General features: G+C 71.7%; 17 protein-coding genes. 8 read left to right on the forward strand and 9 right to left on the reverse strand.

Annotated elements, in window-relative coordinates; all coding sequences use genetic code 11:
• Positions 1-3: 3 nt before the first annotated feature.
• Positions 4-582, reverse strand: a complete 579-nt coding sequence (locus DEJ31_RS14020) for a TetR/AcrR family transcriptional regulator (RefSeq protein ID WP_110904195.1) — start codon at positions 580-582, stop codon at positions 4-6.
• A 155-nt stretch (positions 583-737) separates the two neighbouring features.
• On the opposite strand from DEJ31_RS14020, the gene DEJ31_RS14025 reads away from it, so the two are divergent.
• The gene (locus DEJ31_RS14025; RefSeq protein WP_110904194.1) at positions 738-2,216 is read left to right on the forward strand and encodes an MFS transporter; all 1,479 of its coding nucleotides are present in this window, start codon (positions 738-740) and stop codon (positions 2,214-2,216) included.
• 68 nt (positions 2,217-2,284) lie between these two features.
• Here the strand turns inward: DEJ31_RS14025 and DEJ31_RS14030 are convergent, their stop codons facing one another.
• Positions 2,285-2,650, reverse strand: a complete 366-nt coding sequence (locus DEJ31_RS14030) for a hypothetical protein (protein ID WP_111043954.1) — start codon at positions 2,648-2,650, stop codon at positions 2,285-2,287.
• Positions 2,651-2,848: 198 nt separating this feature from the next.
• On the reverse strand, positions 2,849-3,607 hold the full coding sequence (locus DEJ31_RS14035; protein ID WP_111122163.1) for a hypothetical protein: 759 nt from the start codon (positions 3,605-3,607) through the stop codon (positions 2,849-2,851).
• 128 nt (positions 3,608-3,735) lie between these two features.
• On the opposite strand from DEJ31_RS14035, the gene DEJ31_RS14040 reads away from it, so the two are divergent.
• The gene (locus DEJ31_RS14040) at positions 3,736-5,034 is read left to right on the forward strand and encodes a HupE/UreJ family protein (protein ID WP_111044088.1); all 1,299 of its coding nucleotides are present in this window, start codon (positions 3,736-3,738) and stop codon (positions 5,032-5,034) included.
• Between the two features lie 127 nt (positions 5,035-5,161).
• Positions 5,162-7,294, forward strand: coding sequence for an Ig-like domain repeat protein (locus tag DEJ31_RS14045; RefSeq protein ID WP_111043953.1), 2,133 nt, complete (start codon positions 5,162-5,164; stop codon positions 7,292-7,294).
• Between the two features lie 111 nt (positions 7,295-7,405).
• On the opposite strand, the gene DEJ31_RS14050 is transcribed toward DEJ31_RS14045, so the two are convergent.
• The 3 genes from DEJ31_RS14050 to DEJ31_RS14060 all read right to left on the reverse strand — a co-directional run bounded on the left by DEJ31_RS14050 (position 7,406) and on the right by DEJ31_RS14060 (position 10,483).
• Positions 7,406-8,281, reverse strand: coding sequence for a glycoside hydrolase family 16 protein (locus DEJ31_RS14050; protein ID WP_258366317.1), 876 nt, complete (start codon positions 8,279-8,281; stop codon positions 7,406-7,408).
• A gap of 207 nt (positions 8,282-8,488) precedes the next feature.
• The gene (locus tag DEJ31_RS14055) at positions 8,489-10,030 is read right to left on the reverse strand and encodes an MFS transporter (protein WP_111122164.1); all 1,542 of its coding nucleotides are present in this window, start codon (positions 10,028-10,030) and stop codon (positions 8,489-8,491) included.
• A 129-nt stretch (positions 10,031-10,159) separates the two neighbouring features.
• The gene (locus DEJ31_RS14060; RefSeq protein ID WP_111044086.1) at positions 10,160-10,483 is read right to left on the reverse strand and encodes a helix-turn-helix domain-containing protein; all 324 of its coding nucleotides are present in this window, start codon (positions 10,481-10,483) and stop codon (positions 10,160-10,162) included.
• A gap of 49 nt (positions 10,484-10,532) precedes the next feature.
• Here DEJ31_RS14060 and map point away from each other — a divergent pair, with 49 nt between their 5' ends.
• The 5 genes from map (at position 10,533) to DEJ31_RS14085 (ending at position 14,203) form a co-directional block, all read left to right on the forward strand.
• Positions 10,533-11,309, forward strand: coding sequence for a type I methionyl aminopeptidase (gene map / locus DEJ31_RS14065; RefSeq protein WP_110904189.1), 777 nt, complete (start codon positions 10,533-10,535; stop codon positions 11,307-11,309).
• A 75-nt stretch (positions 11,310-11,384) separates the two neighbouring features.
• Entirely contained in the window at positions 11,385-12,155 is a 771-nt protein-coding gene (locus tag DEJ31_RS14070) for a LamB/YcsF family protein (protein ID WP_111122165.1), read from the forward strand.
• The gene (locus DEJ31_RS14075; protein ID WP_111122166.1) at positions 12,152-12,859 is read left to right on the forward strand and encodes an allophanate hydrolase subunit 1; all 708 of its coding nucleotides are present in this window, start codon (positions 12,152-12,154) and stop codon (positions 12,857-12,859) included. The genes DEJ31_RS14070 and DEJ31_RS14075 overlap by 4 nt, the downstream gene beginning before the upstream one ends.
• Positions 12,856-13,797 carry a biotin-dependent carboxyltransferase family protein gene (locus DEJ31_RS14080; RefSeq protein WP_181433538.1) on the forward strand — a complete coding sequence of 314 codons (942 nt, stop codon included), beginning with the start codon at positions 12,856-12,858 and terminating at the stop codon, positions 13,795-13,797. The genes DEJ31_RS14075 and DEJ31_RS14080 overlap by 4 nt, the downstream gene beginning before the upstream one ends.
• Positions 13,798-13,897: 100 nt before the next feature.
• The gene (locus tag DEJ31_RS14085) at positions 13,898-14,203 is read left to right on the forward strand and encodes a putative quinol monooxygenase (RefSeq protein WP_110904186.1); all 306 of its coding nucleotides are present in this window, start codon (positions 13,898-13,900) and stop codon (positions 14,201-14,203) included.
• Between the two features lie 84 nt (positions 14,204-14,287).
• Here the strand turns inward: DEJ31_RS14085 and DEJ31_RS14090 are convergent, their stop codons facing one another.
• Genes DEJ31_RS14090 through DEJ31_RS14100 form a run of 3 tightly spaced genes read right to left on the reverse strand, consistent with a single transcriptional unit; the run spans position 14,288 to position 17,095 of the window.
• Positions 14,288-15,343, reverse strand: a complete 1,056-nt coding sequence (locus tag DEJ31_RS14090; RefSeq protein ID WP_111122167.1) for a DUF2891 family protein — start codon at positions 15,341-15,343, stop codon at positions 14,288-14,290.
• The gene (locus tag DEJ31_RS14095) at positions 15,330-16,400 is read right to left on the reverse strand and encodes a DUF979 domain-containing protein (RefSeq protein WP_111043948.1); all 1,071 of its coding nucleotides are present in this window, start codon (positions 16,398-16,400) and stop codon (positions 15,330-15,332) included. Before DEJ31_RS14095 ends, DEJ31_RS14090 begins: the two co-directional genes overlap by 14 nt.
• Positions 16,397-17,095 (reverse strand): DUF969 domain-containing protein, encoded by a 699-nt coding sequence (locus tag DEJ31_RS14100; RefSeq protein WP_110904183.1) that lies wholly within the window; start codon positions 17,093-17,095, stop codon positions 16,397-16,399. The genes DEJ31_RS14095 and DEJ31_RS14100 overlap by 4 nt, the downstream gene beginning before the upstream one ends.
• Positions 17,096-17,126: the final 31 nt, after the last annotated feature.

Genomic DNA, 17,126 nt, shown 5'->3' on the forward strand with positions numbered 1-17,126 from the left:
ACTTCAGCCCCGACCGCCGCCGAGCAGTGCGCGCAGGGCGTCCTCCAACGGCACGGCGACCGATTCGACCTCGGCGGACGCCAGGGGTTCCACGCGGGTCGAGGTCCGCATCATGGTCATGCCGAGCACGACGGACAGGGCGATCTCGGCGCGGACGAGCAGGTCGTCGTCGATCTCGTCCGGGCTCCCGGCTCGCACGGCGCCGGCGAGGCGTTCCGCGTAGCCGCGCAGGGTCTCACGACGGATGCGGTCCACGACCTCGTCTCCGGAGCTCCGGAGCAGGAGCAGCAGCTGCATCGAGTCCTCGTCCGTGGGCGACCGGATGATGTGCCGGATGAGGCCGCCGAGCGCCCGCTCCAGGTCCGAGCCCGAAGGCGCAGCGTCCCGGTCCGGCGCTGCTCGATCGAGACAGGCGCGGAACAACCCCTCCTTCGATCCGAAGTACCGGTTGATGAGCGCGACGTTCACCCCGGCGTCGGCGGCGATGTCCCGCACGGTCGTGGCCCGGTAGCCGTCGAAGGCGAACCGGCGCCGGGCAGCCTGCACGAGGGCCAGGCGAGTGGCGGCGGCGTCCTTGCTCATGGCCCGAGCGTAGCGCCCGCGTCGGTGCGACCGATCGTGATGTAAGCGCATGTTGACATCGGTGTGAGAACGCGTACCCTCGTCAAGTCAGCAGTTGTTGACATCGACAGCGTCGTCGGCCCCCTGCCCAGAACACCCCGATCCGACGGAGCACGATGTCCACCGCCACCGCGAGCCCCCGCACGGGCTCGACCCCGACCACCGAACACGGCCGGCGCCCGAACAGCACCGCGATCATCGTCTACCTGTCCCTGGGTGGCCTGTCGTTCGCGGTCCTGCAGTCCCTCGTCGCACCCGCGCTCTCGACGATCGGCACGGACCTCGGCGCCTCGACCAGCGCCGCCAGCTGGGTCCTCACCGCCTACCTGCTCTCCGCGTCGGTGCTCACCCCGATCCTCGGTCGCCTGGGCGACATGGTCGGCAAGCGCAAGGTGCTCATCGTGGTCCTCACGATCCTCCTGGTCGGTGCCGTCCTCGCCGCGCTCGCCCCGAACCTCGGCGTGCTCATCGTCGCCCGAGCCCTGCAGGGCGCGGCGGGCGCGGTGATGCCGCTGTCCATCGGCATCGTCCGCGACGAGCTGCCGAAGGAGAAGGTCAGCGTCACCATCGGCCTGCTCTCCGCGATCTTCGGCATCGGTGCCGGCGTCGGCATCGTGGCCGCCGGGCCGATCGTCGAGCACCTGTCGTGGCACTGGCTGTTCTGGCTGCCCGCCGTCCTCGTCGTGATCGCCCTGCTCGGTGCCGTGTTCGGCATGCCCGAGTCCCCGGTGCGGAAGCCCGGCCGTCTCGACGTCGCCGGCACCGCCGTCCTCGCCGTCTCGCTCGTCGCGATCCTGCTCGCCGTCAGCGAGGGCCAGACGTGGGGCTGGGGCGACGTCAAGACCGTCGGCCTGCTGATCGTCGGTGCCGTCGCCCTCGTCGCGTTCGTGTTCGTCGAGCTGCGCGTCGCCGAACCCCTCATCGACGTGCGGCTCTTCGCCGTCCGCGGGGTCTGGACCGCCCACGTCGTCGCGCTCGTCTTCGGCTTCGCGATGTTCGGCACGTTCGTCCTCGTCCCGACGCTGCTGCAGCTCCCCAGCGCCCTCGGCTACGGCTTCGGCAAGGACGTCACGCAGGCGGGTCTCTTCCTGCTCCCGACCGTCGTGATGATGGTCATCGCCGGGCCGATCGCCGGGATCCTCGTCCGCAGGGTCGGGCCCAAGCCGCCGATGCTCATCGGCGGGATCGCCATCGTCGCCGCGTTCGTGATCCCCGCGATCTCGCACGCCGCCCTCGCCGAGGTGGTCATCTCGGGCGTCTTCACCGGCATCGGCATCGGCCTGGCACTGGCCGCCTGCTCGAACGCGATCATCGAGAGCGTGCCGGCGAACCAGACCGGCGAGGCGATCAGCGCGAACACCGTCGTCCGGACGATCGGTTCCAGCGTCGGCACGGCCGTGATCGCGGCACTCATCACCTCACACAGCACCCCGCAGGGTCTGCCCACCGACGACGCGTTCACGATCGGGTTCTGGGCGTGCACGGGGGTGGCCGTCCTCGCGGTGGTCGCGGCCCTCGCTGCCCCGTCGATGCGCGCCCGCCGGGCCGCAGCGGTCGCCGCGGGCGTCGACGACTTCGACGAGGTCACGCACTGACCCGCTGAACGGGCCCGGTCGGCGAGACGCCGCCGGTCGTGCGAGACGCCGCCGGAATCGGCGGCGTCTCAGCGACTCGGCGGCGTCTCGGGCTGACGACCGAAGAGCGACGCGAGCGTCGCGACGATCGCCATCCGGAGCCGGACGCCGGCGGGCGGGGCCGGCGGCAGGGTCCGGATCGGTGCGGTGAAGGCGAGGTCGTGCAGGTTGTTGCGCTTCGACCCGTCCCAGTTCGCGAAGAGGTACGGCGTGCCGAGCGCCATCAGGCTGCGGACCGGTGCCGGGCGCACGCCGGAGGCGGCGACCGCGTAGCCGGAGTGGCCGGCGGTGATCGCCTGGATGACGGTGTCCGCGTCGGTGACCCCGTTGGCGGTCACCACGGTGGTGATGCCCGTGCGGTCGCGGGCGACGAATTCGATGATGTGTTCAGTCACGAGGAGCTCAGGGTGGCGAGTGTCTGTCTCGGCGCGGGTGAGACGCGCGAGGCTTGGCCGGAACCGACGTTGCTTCCGTCCTCGAGGATACGTCGCACCCGTCGGGACGGTGCACGGACGATCCCGATTGCGTACGGTTGCCCGTGTCCCGGGCCCGCACCCGCGCCCGCGCCCGCGACCACCGGCGCCGTGCACCGGTCAGGCGACCCAGACGACGATGCCGTTGTAGCCGTTCAGCAGCGCTGCGACCCCCGCGCGCAGGGCGCGGCCGGCACGCTCGTCGGTGAACGTGGACGGGTCGTGGTGACTCGAGGTGCCGAGCCCTTCACCGCGGAAACCGGCGCCGGTCCAGTCCGCCGCCGTCACGTTCGCCGTGGGTTCGGCGATCTCGGCACCGAGCACGAGGAACTGCTGGTGCAGCGCGGACGGTGAGATCGCGGCGATCGGGTCGACCAGCTCGTCGCCGACGCTGATCACCAGGTCGGTGCGCTTGCCGATCGCCGCGGCGACGGACGGCAGCCGGTCCTCGGCGGTGTCCTCGACGACCGGGACGACCGTGACGTCCTCGGACCGGGCCCACGAGCGGACGGCGTCGACGAGGGTCTCGGTCTGTGCATCCGGCTTCCCCGGGGACAGCAGGACCACCCGGTACCCGGTCGGTGGCGCCACGTCGTCCCACGAGTGCGGTGCGGGGCTGACGGTGGCCTCCGGCGCGGGCGGCGAGTCCGGGTCGACGAACCCCGGGCCGAGCGCGCCCGTCCCGCGGACCGGGGTGGGGGCGTCGGTCGGCACCGCCGTGGTGGCGGCTCCGGTCCGGAGGCCCGTGGCCTGCTCGGCGTCGGCGGTGCGGCCCGTCTGCTCCGCCCCGGTCGAGCAGCCGGTGACGAGGACCGAGCCGGCCGCCACCAGGGCAGCGGCGGCGAGGACGGTGGTGGCGCGACGAGTCAGACGGATCACGAGACGCCATGCAAGCACAACCGGAGGCCGCGACGGACCGGTGGGAGCCGCTGTCCAGAGCCCGTCCAGCCGTTCGTAACCCGTTGTTCGCCTGCGCGTCGATCTCGGCCGCGATGGTCAGGCCGGTGATGCACCGAACCACCCGTCCCGCTCGCAGCGGGCTCCACCTCCTCCCCGCGGTCTTCCGCCCCCGGCCCGTCCTCCCCCGGATCGTCGCGCGGCTGGTCGCCGTCCTCGTGCTCCTCGGCGCCGTCGTCGTGAGCCTGTTGACGGGAGTGTCCGCGGCGAGCGCCCACGGCTTCAGCTCCGTCGTCTACGCGGACGTCAGCGGGAAGGGGGCCGACACCGTGCGGGCCCGACTGGGGCTGGAGTACGACCTCATGCTCGTGTCCGTGGCGACGAGCGAGCACGACGACGAGCTGTACCGACAGGGCCAGGCCGCGTGGGACGACGGCGACGACCCCGGCATGGTCAGGGCGGCGGAGGCGCACCACGACGCGATCAGCGAGTACCTGTTCGACCGGTTCTCGATGACCTCCGGTGGGGAGGCGTGCACCGGCACGCTCCAGGACACCATGGAGGTCGACGTGCAGGACGAGGTCCCCTACGCCGAGGTCGTCGCGGACTTCGCCTGCCCGACACCGGGACGCACCGACCCGGGGCACGTGGTGGAGTCGACGCTCTTCCCGGACAGCGAGACGTTCGTGCGGGACACGAAGACGATCGTCACGTACGACGTCGACGGCAAGCAGGGCACAGCCACCCTCGACGCGTCCCAACCGAGGTTCTCGACCGAGCAGTCGGCGGGGCAGCGGTTCTGGGAGTTCTTCACCCTCGGGGCGGAGCACCTGCTGACCGGGATCGACCACATCCTGTTCCTCATCGCGCTGATCGCCGGCTCCCGACGGCTGCGCGAGGTCGTCTACACGGCGTCGGCGTTCACGATCGCGCACTCGATCACGTTCATCCTGGCGGCGCTCGGCGTCGTCAGTCCGCCGTCGATCGTGGTCGAGCCGCTCATCGCCCTCTCGATCGCCGCAGTGGCCGGCTGGTACCTCTGGCGGTTGGCGACCCGACGGTCGCAGGCTGACGCGCTCGTCCTGTCCGACCAGGGACGGTTCGCGCTGGACCGCTCCGGGTGGTCCCGACTGGCCGTGGTGTTCGCGTTCGGGCTCATCCACGGGCTCGGGTTCGCCGGAGCGCTGGGCATCCACGAGGCGTTCTCGTGGCAGCTGCTCGTGTCGCTGCTCGTCTTCAACGTCGGCATCGAGGCGGTCCAACTGGCGATCATCGTGATCGTGTTCCCGCCGCTGTCCCTGCTCCGCCGGAAGTCCCACCGGGTCTCACTCTGGGTCACCGGCGCCGTGACGGCCGGGGTGTTCGTGATGGGGATGATCTGGTTCGTCCAACGGCTGGTCGAGGGCTGACGACGCCTGGGCTCTCCTACCACCTGCGGGCCGGAACCCGTATGGACACACAGCGTTCACCCACGATCTACGAAGGCGATGCAGAGTCTGTCTGCTGCACCATCCCTGTCACTGAGAACGGAAACACATGAGTCTCCTGTCCGGCGCCCCCTCCCGGCGCAGAACCACCACCCTCCGCTTCGGCGGGGCCGTCATCGGCGCCGCCCTCATCGCGGGCGCCTGCCTCGTCGGCACCGGCTCCGCGAGCGCGGCCACCGCCACCCCGACGACGAACATCTCGTCCGGTGGCCCGATCCACATCCTGCTCGGCGTCGGCGCGACCGAGAGCCAGCGCATCGCCTCGTGGTACTTCCCCGCGAACGTGAACCAGTCGGTCGAGATCCAGAAGACCGACACGATGACCGGCGGTGTCTTCACCGACGCGAAGAAGACGATCGCCGCGCAGAAGTCCGCGAACACCGCGGCCGACACCAGCACCACCGACAGCAGCACGAAGGCGATCCCGGGCATCACCAACGAGGCCGGCTACGTCAACGCGCACGCGGTCATCGACGGCCTCGAGCCGAACACGACGTACACCTACCACGTGGGTGCCGCGGACGGTTCGGCCTGGTCGACGTCCTACACCTTCACGACGAAGAGCTTCAGCGGCGACTTCGACTTCCTGTTCTTCGGTGACCCGCAGATCGGGTCGTCGGGCTTCGTCGACGACGACGGTGCCGGCTGGGCCGACACCCTGAAGTACGCCACCACGAAGGAGAAGGACGCCGAGCTCCTGGTCTCCGGTGGCGACCAGGTCGAGAACGCCAACAACGAGTACCAGTGGGGTGCGTTCGCCGACAGCAGCGACGTCCTCAAGCGCTACCCGTGGGCCTCGACCATCGGCAACCACGACGTCGGTGGCAAGTCGTACGAGCAGCACAACCAGCTGCCGAACTCGCTCAAGGTCCCGGACTTCTACCCGGGTGGCAACACCACCACGAACTCGGGTGGCGACTACTGGTACATGTACAAGGGCGTCCTGTTCATCGACATCAACTCGAACGCCTACGCGGGCGGCTCGGACGCAGCGCACGTCAACTACGTGCGCGACGTGATCACCCGTCACGGCGACGACGCGAAGTGGACCGCGCTGGTCTACCACCACTCGATCTACTCGCCGGCCGACCACGCGAACGACAAGGACAACCAGCAGCGCCGGTTCGACTTCACGCGCGCGTTCTCGGACATGGGTGTCGACCTCGTCCTGCAGGGTCACGACCACTCGTACTCGCGCAGCTACGCGATCAAGAACGGCAAGAAGGCCAACCCCGCCGAGCAGCCGGGCGCTGACGAGGTCTTCGCCGGCCCCGGTGGCGTCATCTACCTGACCGCCAACTCCGCGTCGGGCTCGAAGTACTACGACCTGACCACCCCGGACCCGACGCAGGGCGGCTACGGAGCCGACCCGCTCGACCCGACCGGTCAGCGCCACTTCGCCAACTCGGTGGAGAACCAGGAGCACGTCCGCACCTACGTCAAGGTCGGCGTCACGGACGACAACCTCGCCGTCACGACCGTCCGTGCCAGCGACTGCACCACGCTGAACTCGGCCGTCCAGCACGGCAAGGTCGACAGCTGCGGCGTCACCCTCAAGCCGACGGCCTCGGCCGACCCGGCAGCGATCGGCTCGACCGTGGACCAGTTCACGCTCGACGCCGCCCTGCCGGCGACGACCACCACGCTGAAGGCCTCGGCCACGAAGCAGTCCTACGGCACGGCCAAGCCGGTCACCCTCACCGCCACGATCGGCGGCGGCCTCGGTGACAAGAGCGGCACGGTCACCTTCACGGAGGCGGGCAAGACGCTCGGCACCGCACCGGTGACGAAGAACACGGCGACGTTCACGCTGCCGAAGACCACCTCGGTCGGCAAGCACAGCATCACCGCGTCCTTCACGAGCACCTCTGCCTACTCGGGCGAGGACACGGCGGCCACCACGGCGGTCGTGGTCACGGTCGCGAAGGCCACCTCGGCGTCGTCCATGACCTACGCCAAGGGCAAGGCCGTCGTCCGGGTCACCTCGCCCGGCAACACGGTGAACGGCGAAGCGAAGATCTACGACGGCAAGAAGCACATCAAGACCGTCAAGGTCTCCGGCGACACAGCCGCGACCCGCTTCGCCCTGAAGCGCGGCACGCACAAGCTGACGGTCGTCTTCAGCGGCACCGGCACGATCGCCGGCAGCACCAGCCCGGTCCTCTCGGTCCGGGTGCGCTGACCTCCGGTCAGGCAGAGTGAGGGCCCCGCGGCTTCGGCTGCGGGGCCCTCACCCGTTGCCGGGCCGTCGGCACAGCGACCGCGTCGGCTCCCCGCCCGCATCCGCTCGGCGTCAGGCGTTCTGCCAGACCCGCAACCAGTCGACGGTCATCTGCTGCGGGAACCGGGTCGACGAGTCCGGGGCACCCGGCCATCCCCCGCCGACCGCGACGTTGAGCACCACGAAGAACGGCTTGTCGAACACCCACCGGTCGCCACCCAGGTCCGCCGGCGTGACGGTGCGGTACGTCGCGCCGTCGACCGTCCAGCTGATCGACCCCGGTCGCCAGTCCACCCCGTAGACGTGGAAGTCGTCGGCGAAGGCGCCGGCCGGCAGCGTCGCCGTGCCGCTGATGCCCTCCGCGCCCGAGTACCCCGGGCCGTGCACGGTGCCGTGGACCGCTCCGGGCTCACGACCGATGTTCTCCATCACGTCGATCTCGCCGCACGCCGGCCAACCGACCTGCGGCAGATCAGCGCCGAGCATCCAGAACGCCGGCCAGATCCCCTGCCCGCGCGGGATCCTGATGCGCGCCTCGATCCGACCGTACTGGGCGGTGTACGTGCCCTGCGAGGTGAGCCGCGCCGACGTGTACGACCCGTCGGCCTCGCGCCGCGCGGTGATCACGAGGTTCCCACTGCCGTCGAGAGCCGAGTTCCGCCGCGAGTCCGTGTAGACCTCGAGCTCGCCGTTGCCCCAGCCGCCGCCACCCAGGTCGTACCGCCAGATCCCGGGGTTCGGGGCGCTGCCGGCGGTTCCGTCGAACTCGTCCGCGGCCAGGAGGGTCGGGCTGGTCGCTGCGCTCGCCGCATCCGGACGCAGACCGAACGCTCCGGCCGTTCCGACCGCCGCGGCAGCCCCGAGACCGAGCGTCAGCAGGCGACGACGATCGATCCCGCCGGACCCGTCGTCCGGGTGGTCGGTCTGCTGCTGGTCGTCTCGCTGCACGGTTCCTCCATCGCGTGCGGCGGCTCCGCACGGAGGGACAGGTTCACCCGTCGCCGTCCGCGGCGCCAGCCCCCCGTCCGGGCGCACCGCGTCGAGCGGCCAGGACCGCACCCCGGACGGACGGGAGGCCCGTGGCGGATCCGCCACGGGCCTCCCGTCCGTCAAGCGGTCACCACCGTGACCAGCGACCGTCGGTGCGGATCACGGTCAGGCGTGCCCTGCCGACGCCTCGACGGTCTCCTCGAGCACCTCGGCGGGCGCGTGCGTCGAGCGGGTGCGGACGAAGACGGCGGCGAGGACCGCCACCACGACCGCGACCACCCCGGCCACGACGAAGGCGGTGTGCATGCCACCGAGGAAGGCGTCCCGGGCGACGGCCGACGCCGCGGCGCTCAGCCCGTCCGGCACGATCCCCTGTGCCAGGCCCTGACCAGCGGCGGTACCGATTCCGAGGCCCGTCGTGCCGGAGAGCACCCCGGCGCTGACGACCGCGGACAGGACGGACGTGCCGAGTGCGCCGCCGAGCTGCAGTGCGGTCGCCTGGAACCCGCCCGCGACACCGGCGAGTTGGACCGGGGCCCCACCGACCACCGCCTCCGCGCCGGCGGTCATCGTGAAGCCCGCACCCAGGGCGAAGACCACGAACGGGATCGCCATGCCGATGTACGGCGAGTCCCGGGTGGTGCCGGTGAGCAGGAACAGGGCGACGCCGACCATGAGCAGGCCGATGGTCAGGGTGCGGCGGATGCCGAGCTTGGCGACCAGGGCGGCCCCGATCGGCGACGCGATGATCGAGACGCCGCTCAGCGGGAGCTGCATGAGCCCCGCCTGCAGACCGGTCACCCCGCGCAGGTTGAGCATGTAGAGGGAGAGGAAGAACGTCACGCCGAGCATCGCGAAGAAGTTCGCCCCGACGGCCAGACCACCGATCGACAGGGACGACGACCGGAAGAGCGACATCGGCAGCAGCGGGTCGGTGACGCGCAGTTCGACGACGACGAACACCACCAGGAGCGCGACGCCGGCGAGCAGCACGCCGAGGGTGAGCGGGCTCGTCCAGCCCCACGACTCGGACTGGACGACGGCGAGCACGATGCCGAAGAGGCCCAGGGCGAGCAGCACCACGCCGGGCACGTCGAAGCGTCCGCGGTGCGGGGCGGTGGACTCGCGCAGGACGAGGCCGCCGAAGACCAGGCCGACGACGGCGATCGGGGCGTTCACGAAGAACACCGACTCCCAGCCGAGCGAGGCCACGAGGACCCCGGCGACGATCGGCCCGGCGGCGATGGCGACCGAGGACGCGCCACCCCAGACCCCGACGGCGACGCCGAACCTCTCCTTCGGGAAGGTCGCACGGAGCAGCGCCAGGGTCTGCGGCATGAGCAGTGCGGCGCTGAGGCCCTGGACGGCGCGGAACACGATGACGCCGGTGGCGGTGCCGACGAGGCCGATCGCGACCGAGGACAGCGCGAACGCGACGACCCCGATGAGGTACATCCGACGACGGCCGAAGCGGTCCCCGAGCTTGCCACCGAGGATCAGGAACACGGCCAGTGCCAGCAGGTAGGCGTTGGTGATCCACTGCAGCTGGGTGAAAGTGGTGCCGAGGTCGGCGGCGATCGCGGGGTTCGCGATCGAGACGACGGTGGCGTCGAGGCCGACCATGAACAGGCCGAAGCACACGGCGACGAGGGTGGCGATCGGGTTGCCGCGCAGGCTGCGGCGGGTTCCGGGCATGGCTGTGCCCATGGGAGCTCCTTCGGACGACACGGATCGTGCTCCGACGGCTGGGCCGTGCGGCGAGGGGCACGAGAGGTGCGAACCGAAGGACGCGGGAGTGGCACCGACTGCGAGCGGTACACGAGCCGTCCGTCGACCTCACGCGACGGGCAGCCCCCTTGGTTCTGAGACCATAACGATACCAGAGGTGTGGTCGAGGTGAGCATCCGCTCCGGGCGTCCCGGCGTTGACCTCGGCCCACACCGCATCGAGGGACAGGCCGAGCACCCCGGCGAGCGCCGCCACCGTGGAGAACGCGGGGGTGGCGATGCGGCCGGTCTCGATCTTCCGCAGCGTCTCGGGCGACAGCCCGGCGGCGAGCGCGACGTCGAGCATCGACCGGTCGCCCCGTGCCGAGCGCAGCGTCCGGCCGAGGCGGAGGCCGCGTTCGAGGTCGAGCGGTGTGAGCGGGAGACGAACCATGGTCTGATAGTAATACCGGTACAACTATCCCGACGGAAGAAGCGCCCGCATGATCGAGATCCTCACCCCGGCCGAGCTGCCCCGGGCGCGCGCCGCCGGCACGCTCGTCGCCGACATCCTGCACACCCTCCGCGGCCGGGCGACGGTCGGCACCAACCTGCTCGACCTCGACCGGTGGGCGGCGGAGATGATCCGCGCGGCCGGGGCGACCTCCTGCTACGTCGACTACGCGCCCTCGTTCGGGCGTGGTCCGTTCGGCCACCACATCTGCACGGCCGTCAACGACGCCGTCCTGCACGGCCTGCCGCACGACCGGGTCCTGGCCGACGGGGACCTGCTCACCCTCGACCTGGCCGTCGTGCATCACGGCTACGCGGCGGACTCCGCGATCAGCTTCATCGTCGGCCAGAGTCGGCCGGCCGAGAGCGTCGCGCTCATCGAGACGACCGAACGCGCCCTGGCCGCCGGCATCGCGGCGGCCCGGCCAGGAGCGCGACTCGGTGACCTGTCGCACGCGATCGGGTCCGTGCTGACCGAGGCCGGGTACCCGGTCAACCTGGAGTTCGGCGGCCACGGCATCGGCTCCACGATGCACCAGGACCCGCACGTGGCGAACGACGGACGACCGGGCCGTGGGTACGCGCTCCGCCCGGGGCTGCTCCTGGCACTCGAGCCCTGGATCATGGTCGACACCGACGAGCTCGTCACCGACCCGGACGGCTGGACGCTCCGCAGTGCGACGGGCAGCCGGACCGCCCACAGTGAACACACCATCGCGATCACCGACGACGGGGCCGAGGTGCTGACGCTGCCGTCGCGCCCGTAGCCCCGACGCGTCGAGGACGGTGACACGGTCGGCGGTGCGCGCTAGGTTGTTGAACAATCCCGACAGGAGGTCCGCATGCCCACGATCGACCTGAACAGCGACCTCGGCGAGGGCTTCGGAGCCTGGGCCGCGGGCGACGACCGCGCGGTGCTCGACCTCGTCTCCAGCGCGAACATCGCGTGCGGTGCCCACGCCGGCGACCCGACGATCATGCTCGACACCTGCCGGGCAGCAGCGGAGCGCGGTGTCGCGATCGGGGCGCACGTGGCCTACCGGGACCTCGCCGGCTTCGGCCGTCGGCCCGTGCACGTGACCCCGGACGAGCTGTACGCCGACGTCGTCCACCAGATGGGCGCCCTGGCCGCGGCAGCCCACGTCGCCGGCACCCGCGTCACCTACGTCAAGCCGCACGGCGCCCTCTACAACACGGCCTGCGCCGACGCGGTGCAGGCCGAGGCCGTCGTCCGCGCGGTCGCTGACGTCGACCCCTCGCTGGCGGTCCTCGCACTGCCCGGGTCGGAACTGCTCCTCGCCGCGGAACGGCACGGCCTCCGACCGGTGAGCGAGTCGTTCGCGGACCGCGCCTACGAACCGGACGGCTCCCTCGTCGCGCGCAGCCGACCGGGCTCGGTGCTGCACGACCCCGACCAGGTCGCGGCCCGCGTGCTCCGGATGGTGACCGACGGCGTCGCCACCGCGGTCGACGGCACCGACATCAGCGTCCGGGCCGACTCGGTCTGCGTGCACGGCGACTCGCCGGACGCGGTCGCGATGGCCCGGGCGATCCGCACGCTGCTGGCCGAGCAGGGCGTCGACGTCACGGCGTTCGCGGTGCCCTCGGCATGACCCCCGACGTCCGGGCGGCCGGTGCCTCGGCGGTACTGGCGACGTTCGACTCCCTGGCCGAGGTCGTGGCGTTCCGCGCCGGACTGGCGAACACGGCGCTGGCAGACACGGCACCGGCGGACACGGCACTGGCTGACCCGGGACTGGCCGACACGGGGCCCGCCGGCGCCCGGCTCCCCGGCGTCACCGAGGTCGTCTCCGGCGCCCGGACGCTGCTGTTCCGGTTCGACCCCGCCGTGACCGACGCCGGACGGGTCGGCTCCCTGCTGTCCGGAGTCCGGCCCTCCCGTCCCTCCGACGACCGCGAGGAACGCGCGCCCGTCGTCGTCCCGGTCACCTACGACGGCGTGGACCTCGAAGCCGTCAGCACCCTGACCGGCATGACCCGCGACGACCTCGTCGCCTGGCACACCGGGCAGGTGTGGACGAGCGCGTTCTGCGGCTTCGCCCCCGGTTTCAGCTACCTGACGGGTACCGCGCCGTCGCTCGACGTGCCCCGCCGGGACGCCTCGCGCACCGCCGTCCCGAGCGGCGCCGTCGCCCTCGCCGGCGAGTTCAGCGCCGTGTACCCGCGGACCTCGCCCGGCGGCTGGCAGTTGATCGGGCGGACCGAGGTGCCGATGTGGTCGCTGGACCGCACCCCGCCCGCGCTCGCCCCGGCCGGCGTCCGTCTGCGCTTCGTCGACGCCCAGGCACGCTCGTGAGCACCCTGACCGTCGTGCTGGTCGGGTACGGCGTGACGACGCAGGACCTCGGCCGTCCCGGGCTCAGCGACATGGGGCTCGGTGCCGCCGGAGCGGCGGACCGCGGATCGGCCGCACTGGCGAACCGGATGGTCGGCAACCGTCCGGACGCGGCCGTCCTGGAGGCCCTCCTCGGCTCCGTCACGCTCCGCGCCGACTCGTACACGGTCGCCGCCGTCACCGGTGCCCCGTGCCCGGTGTGGGTCGAACGGGCGGACGGCCGGGTGCGCGGCGCGGCCGCGTACGAGGTGCTGCTGCTCGAGCCGGGCGACACCCTGCGGGTCGGGCTGGCCGAGGACCGGCTGCGTGCCTACGTCGCGGTCCGCGGAGGCATCGCCGTCGAGCAGGTGCTCGGGAGTCGGTCGTGGGACTCGCTCGCGCAGCTCGGACCCGCTCCGCTGTCGGTCGGGGACGTCCTGCCGGTCGGGCCCGCGTCGGACGGTGTCGGTGCCGGTGCCGGTGCCGGTGCCGGTGCCGGTGCCCCCATCAGTGTCGGTGCCTGGCCGGTCGTCGACGCGGTGCCGCCGCCGCTCCTGCCGTGGCCCGGGAACCCGGTGGTCCTCGACGTGGTGCCCGGACCCCGCGACGACTGGTTCACCCCGGAGTGGCGGACGACCCTGACCGGCCAGGAGTTCCACGTCAGCCCGGACAGCGACCGGGTCGGGGTCCGCACCACCGCGTCCATTCCGCTGGTCCGAGCGGTCACCCGCGAGCTCCCCAGCGAGGGCGTCGAGACCGGGTCGTTGCAGGTCCCGCCGGCCGGGTTCCCGGTGCTGTTCCTGGCGGACCACCCGGTCACCGGTGGCTACCCGGTCGTGGCCGTCCTGACGCCGGAGTCGGTCGACCGTGCCGCACAGTTGCGCCCGGGCGACACGCTGCGCTTCCGGCTCGCCCGCTGAGCGCACCGGTTGCGCTGCGCCGGAACAACGCCCGGCCCGCCGTGGTTGGTGCCACCGGACACCGTCAGCGGACGGGGTCCGACGACGAAAGGTGCGCACCATGACGATGACCGTCTTCCTCGAGGTCCAGATCCGTGACGACGTCGCCGCAGACACGGTCGAGGCCGCGATCCGCGAGACCCTGGCCCAGACCGCAGAGCGTCAGGGCAACGAGTCGCTCGAGGTCCTGGTCGACGACGAGGACCCCACGCGCATGGTCGTGCTCGAGCGGTGGGCCACCGCCGAGGACCACGACGCTTACGTCGCCTGGCGCGCCACCCCCGAGGGCGCCGCGGAAGCGCTCGGCGCCGTCCTCGCCGCCCCGCCCGTCACGAAGACCTTCGGCCGCACGATCCCCCTGGTCTAGCCTCCCCCGCGAAACGCAACGTCGGCGGCACTGCGCAGCGGAACACCGCTGCGAGGAACCGCCGACGTTGCGTTCCGCGGAAGGTCAGCGAGCCGCGTGCTCGCGCGCCTCCATGGCGTCCCAGGCGAAGCTCGCCAGCCAGTGGGTGGAGTAGTACTCCTCGCCGACGCTCGCGGCGAGACCCGAAGCGAGCAGCCGGTCGGCCGCGCCGTCCAGCAGGTCCGCGAGCGCGGTGTCCTCGGCCCTGGCGGAGCGCAGGGCGTCCGCGATGCGGCGCGCTGAACCGGCCCGGGACAGGTCGAGCCCGAACAGGTGCACCTGCTGCGGGTCGTTCTCGTCGCGGACGGTCGTCGACGTGAGGATCGCGTCCCCGGCGGAGACCTGGGCGAAGAACCTCCGGGCCCAGGGACCGAACTCGGCCGTCGGCAGCACCGCCCGCATCAGGTCCGCCTCGGCCAGCCCGGCGGACAGGAAGTCGTGCCCGCTCCGCTCCCACGCGAAGGGCCATCCCGCGTCGTCGCCGAACCACTCACGGGCGGCGCGCTCGACGGTCGAGGCGAGGTCGTGCCGCCCGAGCGACCGGGCGCCGTCGAGCACGAGCAGCAGCCCGAACGCGGAGTTCGAGTGCACCCCGTGCCGGACCGGGTGCGCGGCGCCGTCGACCCACCGGGTGACGAGGTCCTCGAGCACCTCGACGACCGGAGCGAAGCCGGGGGTGAGCGCGCGGATCGCGGGCACCTCGGAGGCGGACACCTCGGCAGCCAGGCGCATCAACCACGCCCAGCCGTACGGGCGCTCGTAGTGCGGGGTCTCGCGGAGGTACGCGGCCTCGGTGGCCAGGTGCTCCGTCGACAGGTGGGCCTGCAGGACCGAGGTGATCCGTGCCTCCAGGTCGGCCGGCACCCCGTACGCGACCAGGCGGGTCGCGAGCCAGTGCATGTGCACCGACGAGTGCCAGTCGTACGACGTCGCGAAGGCGGGGTGCAGTTCGACCGGCAGTGCGCGGTCGTCCGGACCCGACGTCGTGTGGTGCGCGGCGTACGGGTACTCGCGCGTGACGTTGTCGAGGGCGACGGCGGCGAAGCCCGCAGCCCAGGCCGAACGCCCGAGGTCCGTCGGTTCGGGGTCAGAATGCGACAAGGTACATCACTCCCATGTTGACGACGAGCAGGATCCCGGCGGTCGGGATCTGCGCCTTGATCGGGCCGTACTTGTCCCGCATCTCGAGCAGGGCAGCGGGCACGAGGTTGAAGTTCGCGGCCATCGGGGTCACCAGCGTGCCGCAGAAGCCGGCGAGCATGCCGATCGCGAAGATCGGAGCCGGGTTGCCGTCGAAGCCCTGCACGAGCACCGGCCAGCCGATCGCCGCGGTCATGATCGGGAAGGCGGCGAACGCGTTGCCCATGATGACCGTGAACAGGGCCATGCCGAGGCAGTAGACGATGACCGCGGCGAACAGTGACCCGTCCGGCAGGACCGCCTTGATGATCGTCCCGACGGCCGAACCGACGCCGGCCTGGGTGAAGACGATGCCGAGCGTGGAGAGCATCTGCGGCAGGAGCGCCGCCCAGCCGATCGCCTGCAGCAGCCGGGCACCTTCGCGGACGGGGGTGTCGAGCCGTGGCGGGCGGAGCACGAGCACCGCGACGACGACGGCGAGCACCGATCCGATGCCGAGCCCGGTCAGGGTCGCACTCCCCTCGGCGAGGAGCGGCTCCCCACCGATCCGGACGAGCGGGCCGAGGGTCGCGACGAGCACCGCGACGACGGGGATCACCAGCGCGGGGATGAAGAGCCGGTTGCCGAACCGTTGCGCGAAGCCCGCGCGCTCGTCCGGGCTCGTCGTGGCGAGGACGCTCGTGCTGGAGCTCGGCCGGGTGGTGACCGCGGTCGGTTCGGCCGGCCCGGTCGCCGAGCCGACTCCGGCACCGGGGACGCTCGCGACACGGGTGCGACTCGTGGTCCCGGTGAACCCGAGTCCGGCGAGCGCCACCATCACCAGGACGGCGATCCCGAGCGCCCATGCGGGGATCGCACCGGACACCACGAAGGTGCCGGCGAAGAAGGAGAGCCCGAGGATGCCCCAGAACGCCGCGTTGCCGAGACGCTTGGCGTGCGTGCGGTCGGTGACGATGAACACGGACACGGCGATGAAGAACGCGCCGATGAGCCAGTAGAGCCATTCGCTGGTGATCATGCTGCGACCCCCTGGGTCTGGTGGAGGTCGGCCGCCATCTTGTCGAGCCTGCGGTCGAGCAGCAGCAGCCGGGTGCCGTGCACGAGCAGTGCGGCGATGCCGGTGGGGATCGCCCACAGCGCCAGGTCGATCGGCTCGAGGGCGAGCCCGTAGGTGGTGTCGACGAAGGTCGTGATGAGCAGGATCGACCCGACCGCGACGAAGACGTCCTCGCCGAAGAACACCCCGACGGTGTCCGACGAGGCCGAGAAGCCCTTGATCTTCTCGCGCATCCGCTCGTCGATCCGGCCGTACTTCTTGGTCGCGGCTCCCTCGGCCATCGGGTGCACGAGCGGGCGGACGGTCTGCGCCGGGCCACCGATGCTCGTCAGGCCGACGGCGGCGGTGATCTGTCGCACCGCCAGGTACCCGGCGAGGATGCGCCCGGTCGTGAGCTTGTCGAGCTTCGCGATGAGGCGCTTCGCCTGGTCCTGCAGGCCGTAGCGCTCGATGAGGCCGATGACCGGCAGCACGAGCGCGAAGGTCGTCACGCTGCGGCTGGACGCGAAGCCGCTGCCGAACGCGGTGAGGATGCCGACGGGGTCGATCCCGCCGATGGCTGCGGTGACGATGCCCGCCACGGTGACGACGAGCAGCGCGTTGACGCGCAACGCGAAGCCGATGATCACGACGGCGACGCCGATGAGGACGAACATGCGGGACAGTCTGGCCCGCATTGTTCAACAA

This window comes from Curtobacterium sp. MCPF17_031 (assembly GCF_003234035.1).
Taxonomy (GTDB): Bacteria; Actinomycetota; Actinomycetes; order Actinomycetales; family Microbacteriaceae; genus Curtobacterium.

Excerpts from the sequence above, each read along its gene's own strand:
- DEJ31_RS14060 (WP_111044086.1), bottom strand. The coding sequence starts at position 10,483 with ATGGTTCGTCTCCCGCTCACACCGCTCGACCTCGAACGCGGCCTCCGC.
- DEJ31_RS14055 (WP_111122164.1), bottom strand. The coding sequence starts at position 10,030 with ATGGGCACAGCCATGCCCGGAACCCGCCGCAGCCTGCGCGGCAACCCG.
- DEJ31_RS14020 (WP_110904195.1), bottom strand. The coding sequence starts at position 582 with ATGAGCAAGGACGCCGCCGCCACTCGCCTGGCCCTCGTGCAGGCTGCC.
- DEJ31_RS14095 (WP_111043948.1), bottom strand. The coding sequence starts at position 16,400 with ATGATCACCAGCGAATGGCTCTACTGGCTCATCGGCGCGTTCTTCATC.
- DEJ31_RS14100 (WP_110904183.1), bottom strand. The coding sequence starts at position 17,095 with ATGTTCGTCCTCATCGGCGTCGCCGTCGTGATCATCGGCTTCGCGTTG.
- DEJ31_RS14025 (WP_110904194.1), top strand. The coding sequence starts at position 738 with ATGTCCACCGCCACCGCGAGCCCCCGCACGGGCTCGACCCCGACCACC.
- DEJ31_RS14045 (WP_111043953.1), top strand. The coding sequence starts at position 5,162 with ATGAGTCTCCTGTCCGGCGCCCCCTCCCGGCGCAGAACCACCACCCTC.
- DEJ31_RS14075 (WP_111122166.1), top strand. The coding sequence starts at position 12,152 with ATGACCCCCGACGTCCGGGCGGCCGGTGCCTCGGCGGTACTGGCGACG.
- map (WP_110904189.1), top strand. The coding sequence starts at position 10,533 with ATGATCGAGATCCTCACCCCGGCCGAGCTGCCCCGGGCGCGCGCCGCC.
- DEJ31_RS14085 (WP_110904186.1), top strand. The coding sequence starts at position 13,898 with ATGACGATGACCGTCTTCCTCGAGGTCCAGATCCGTGACGACGTCGCC.
- DEJ31_RS14070 (WP_111122165.1), top strand. The coding sequence starts at position 11,385 with ATGCCCACGATCGACCTGAACAGCGACCTCGGCGAGGGCTTCGGAGCC.
- DEJ31_RS14040 (WP_111044088.1), top strand. The coding sequence starts at position 3,736 with ATGCACCGAACCACCCGTCCCGCTCGCAGCGGGCTCCACCTCCTCCCC.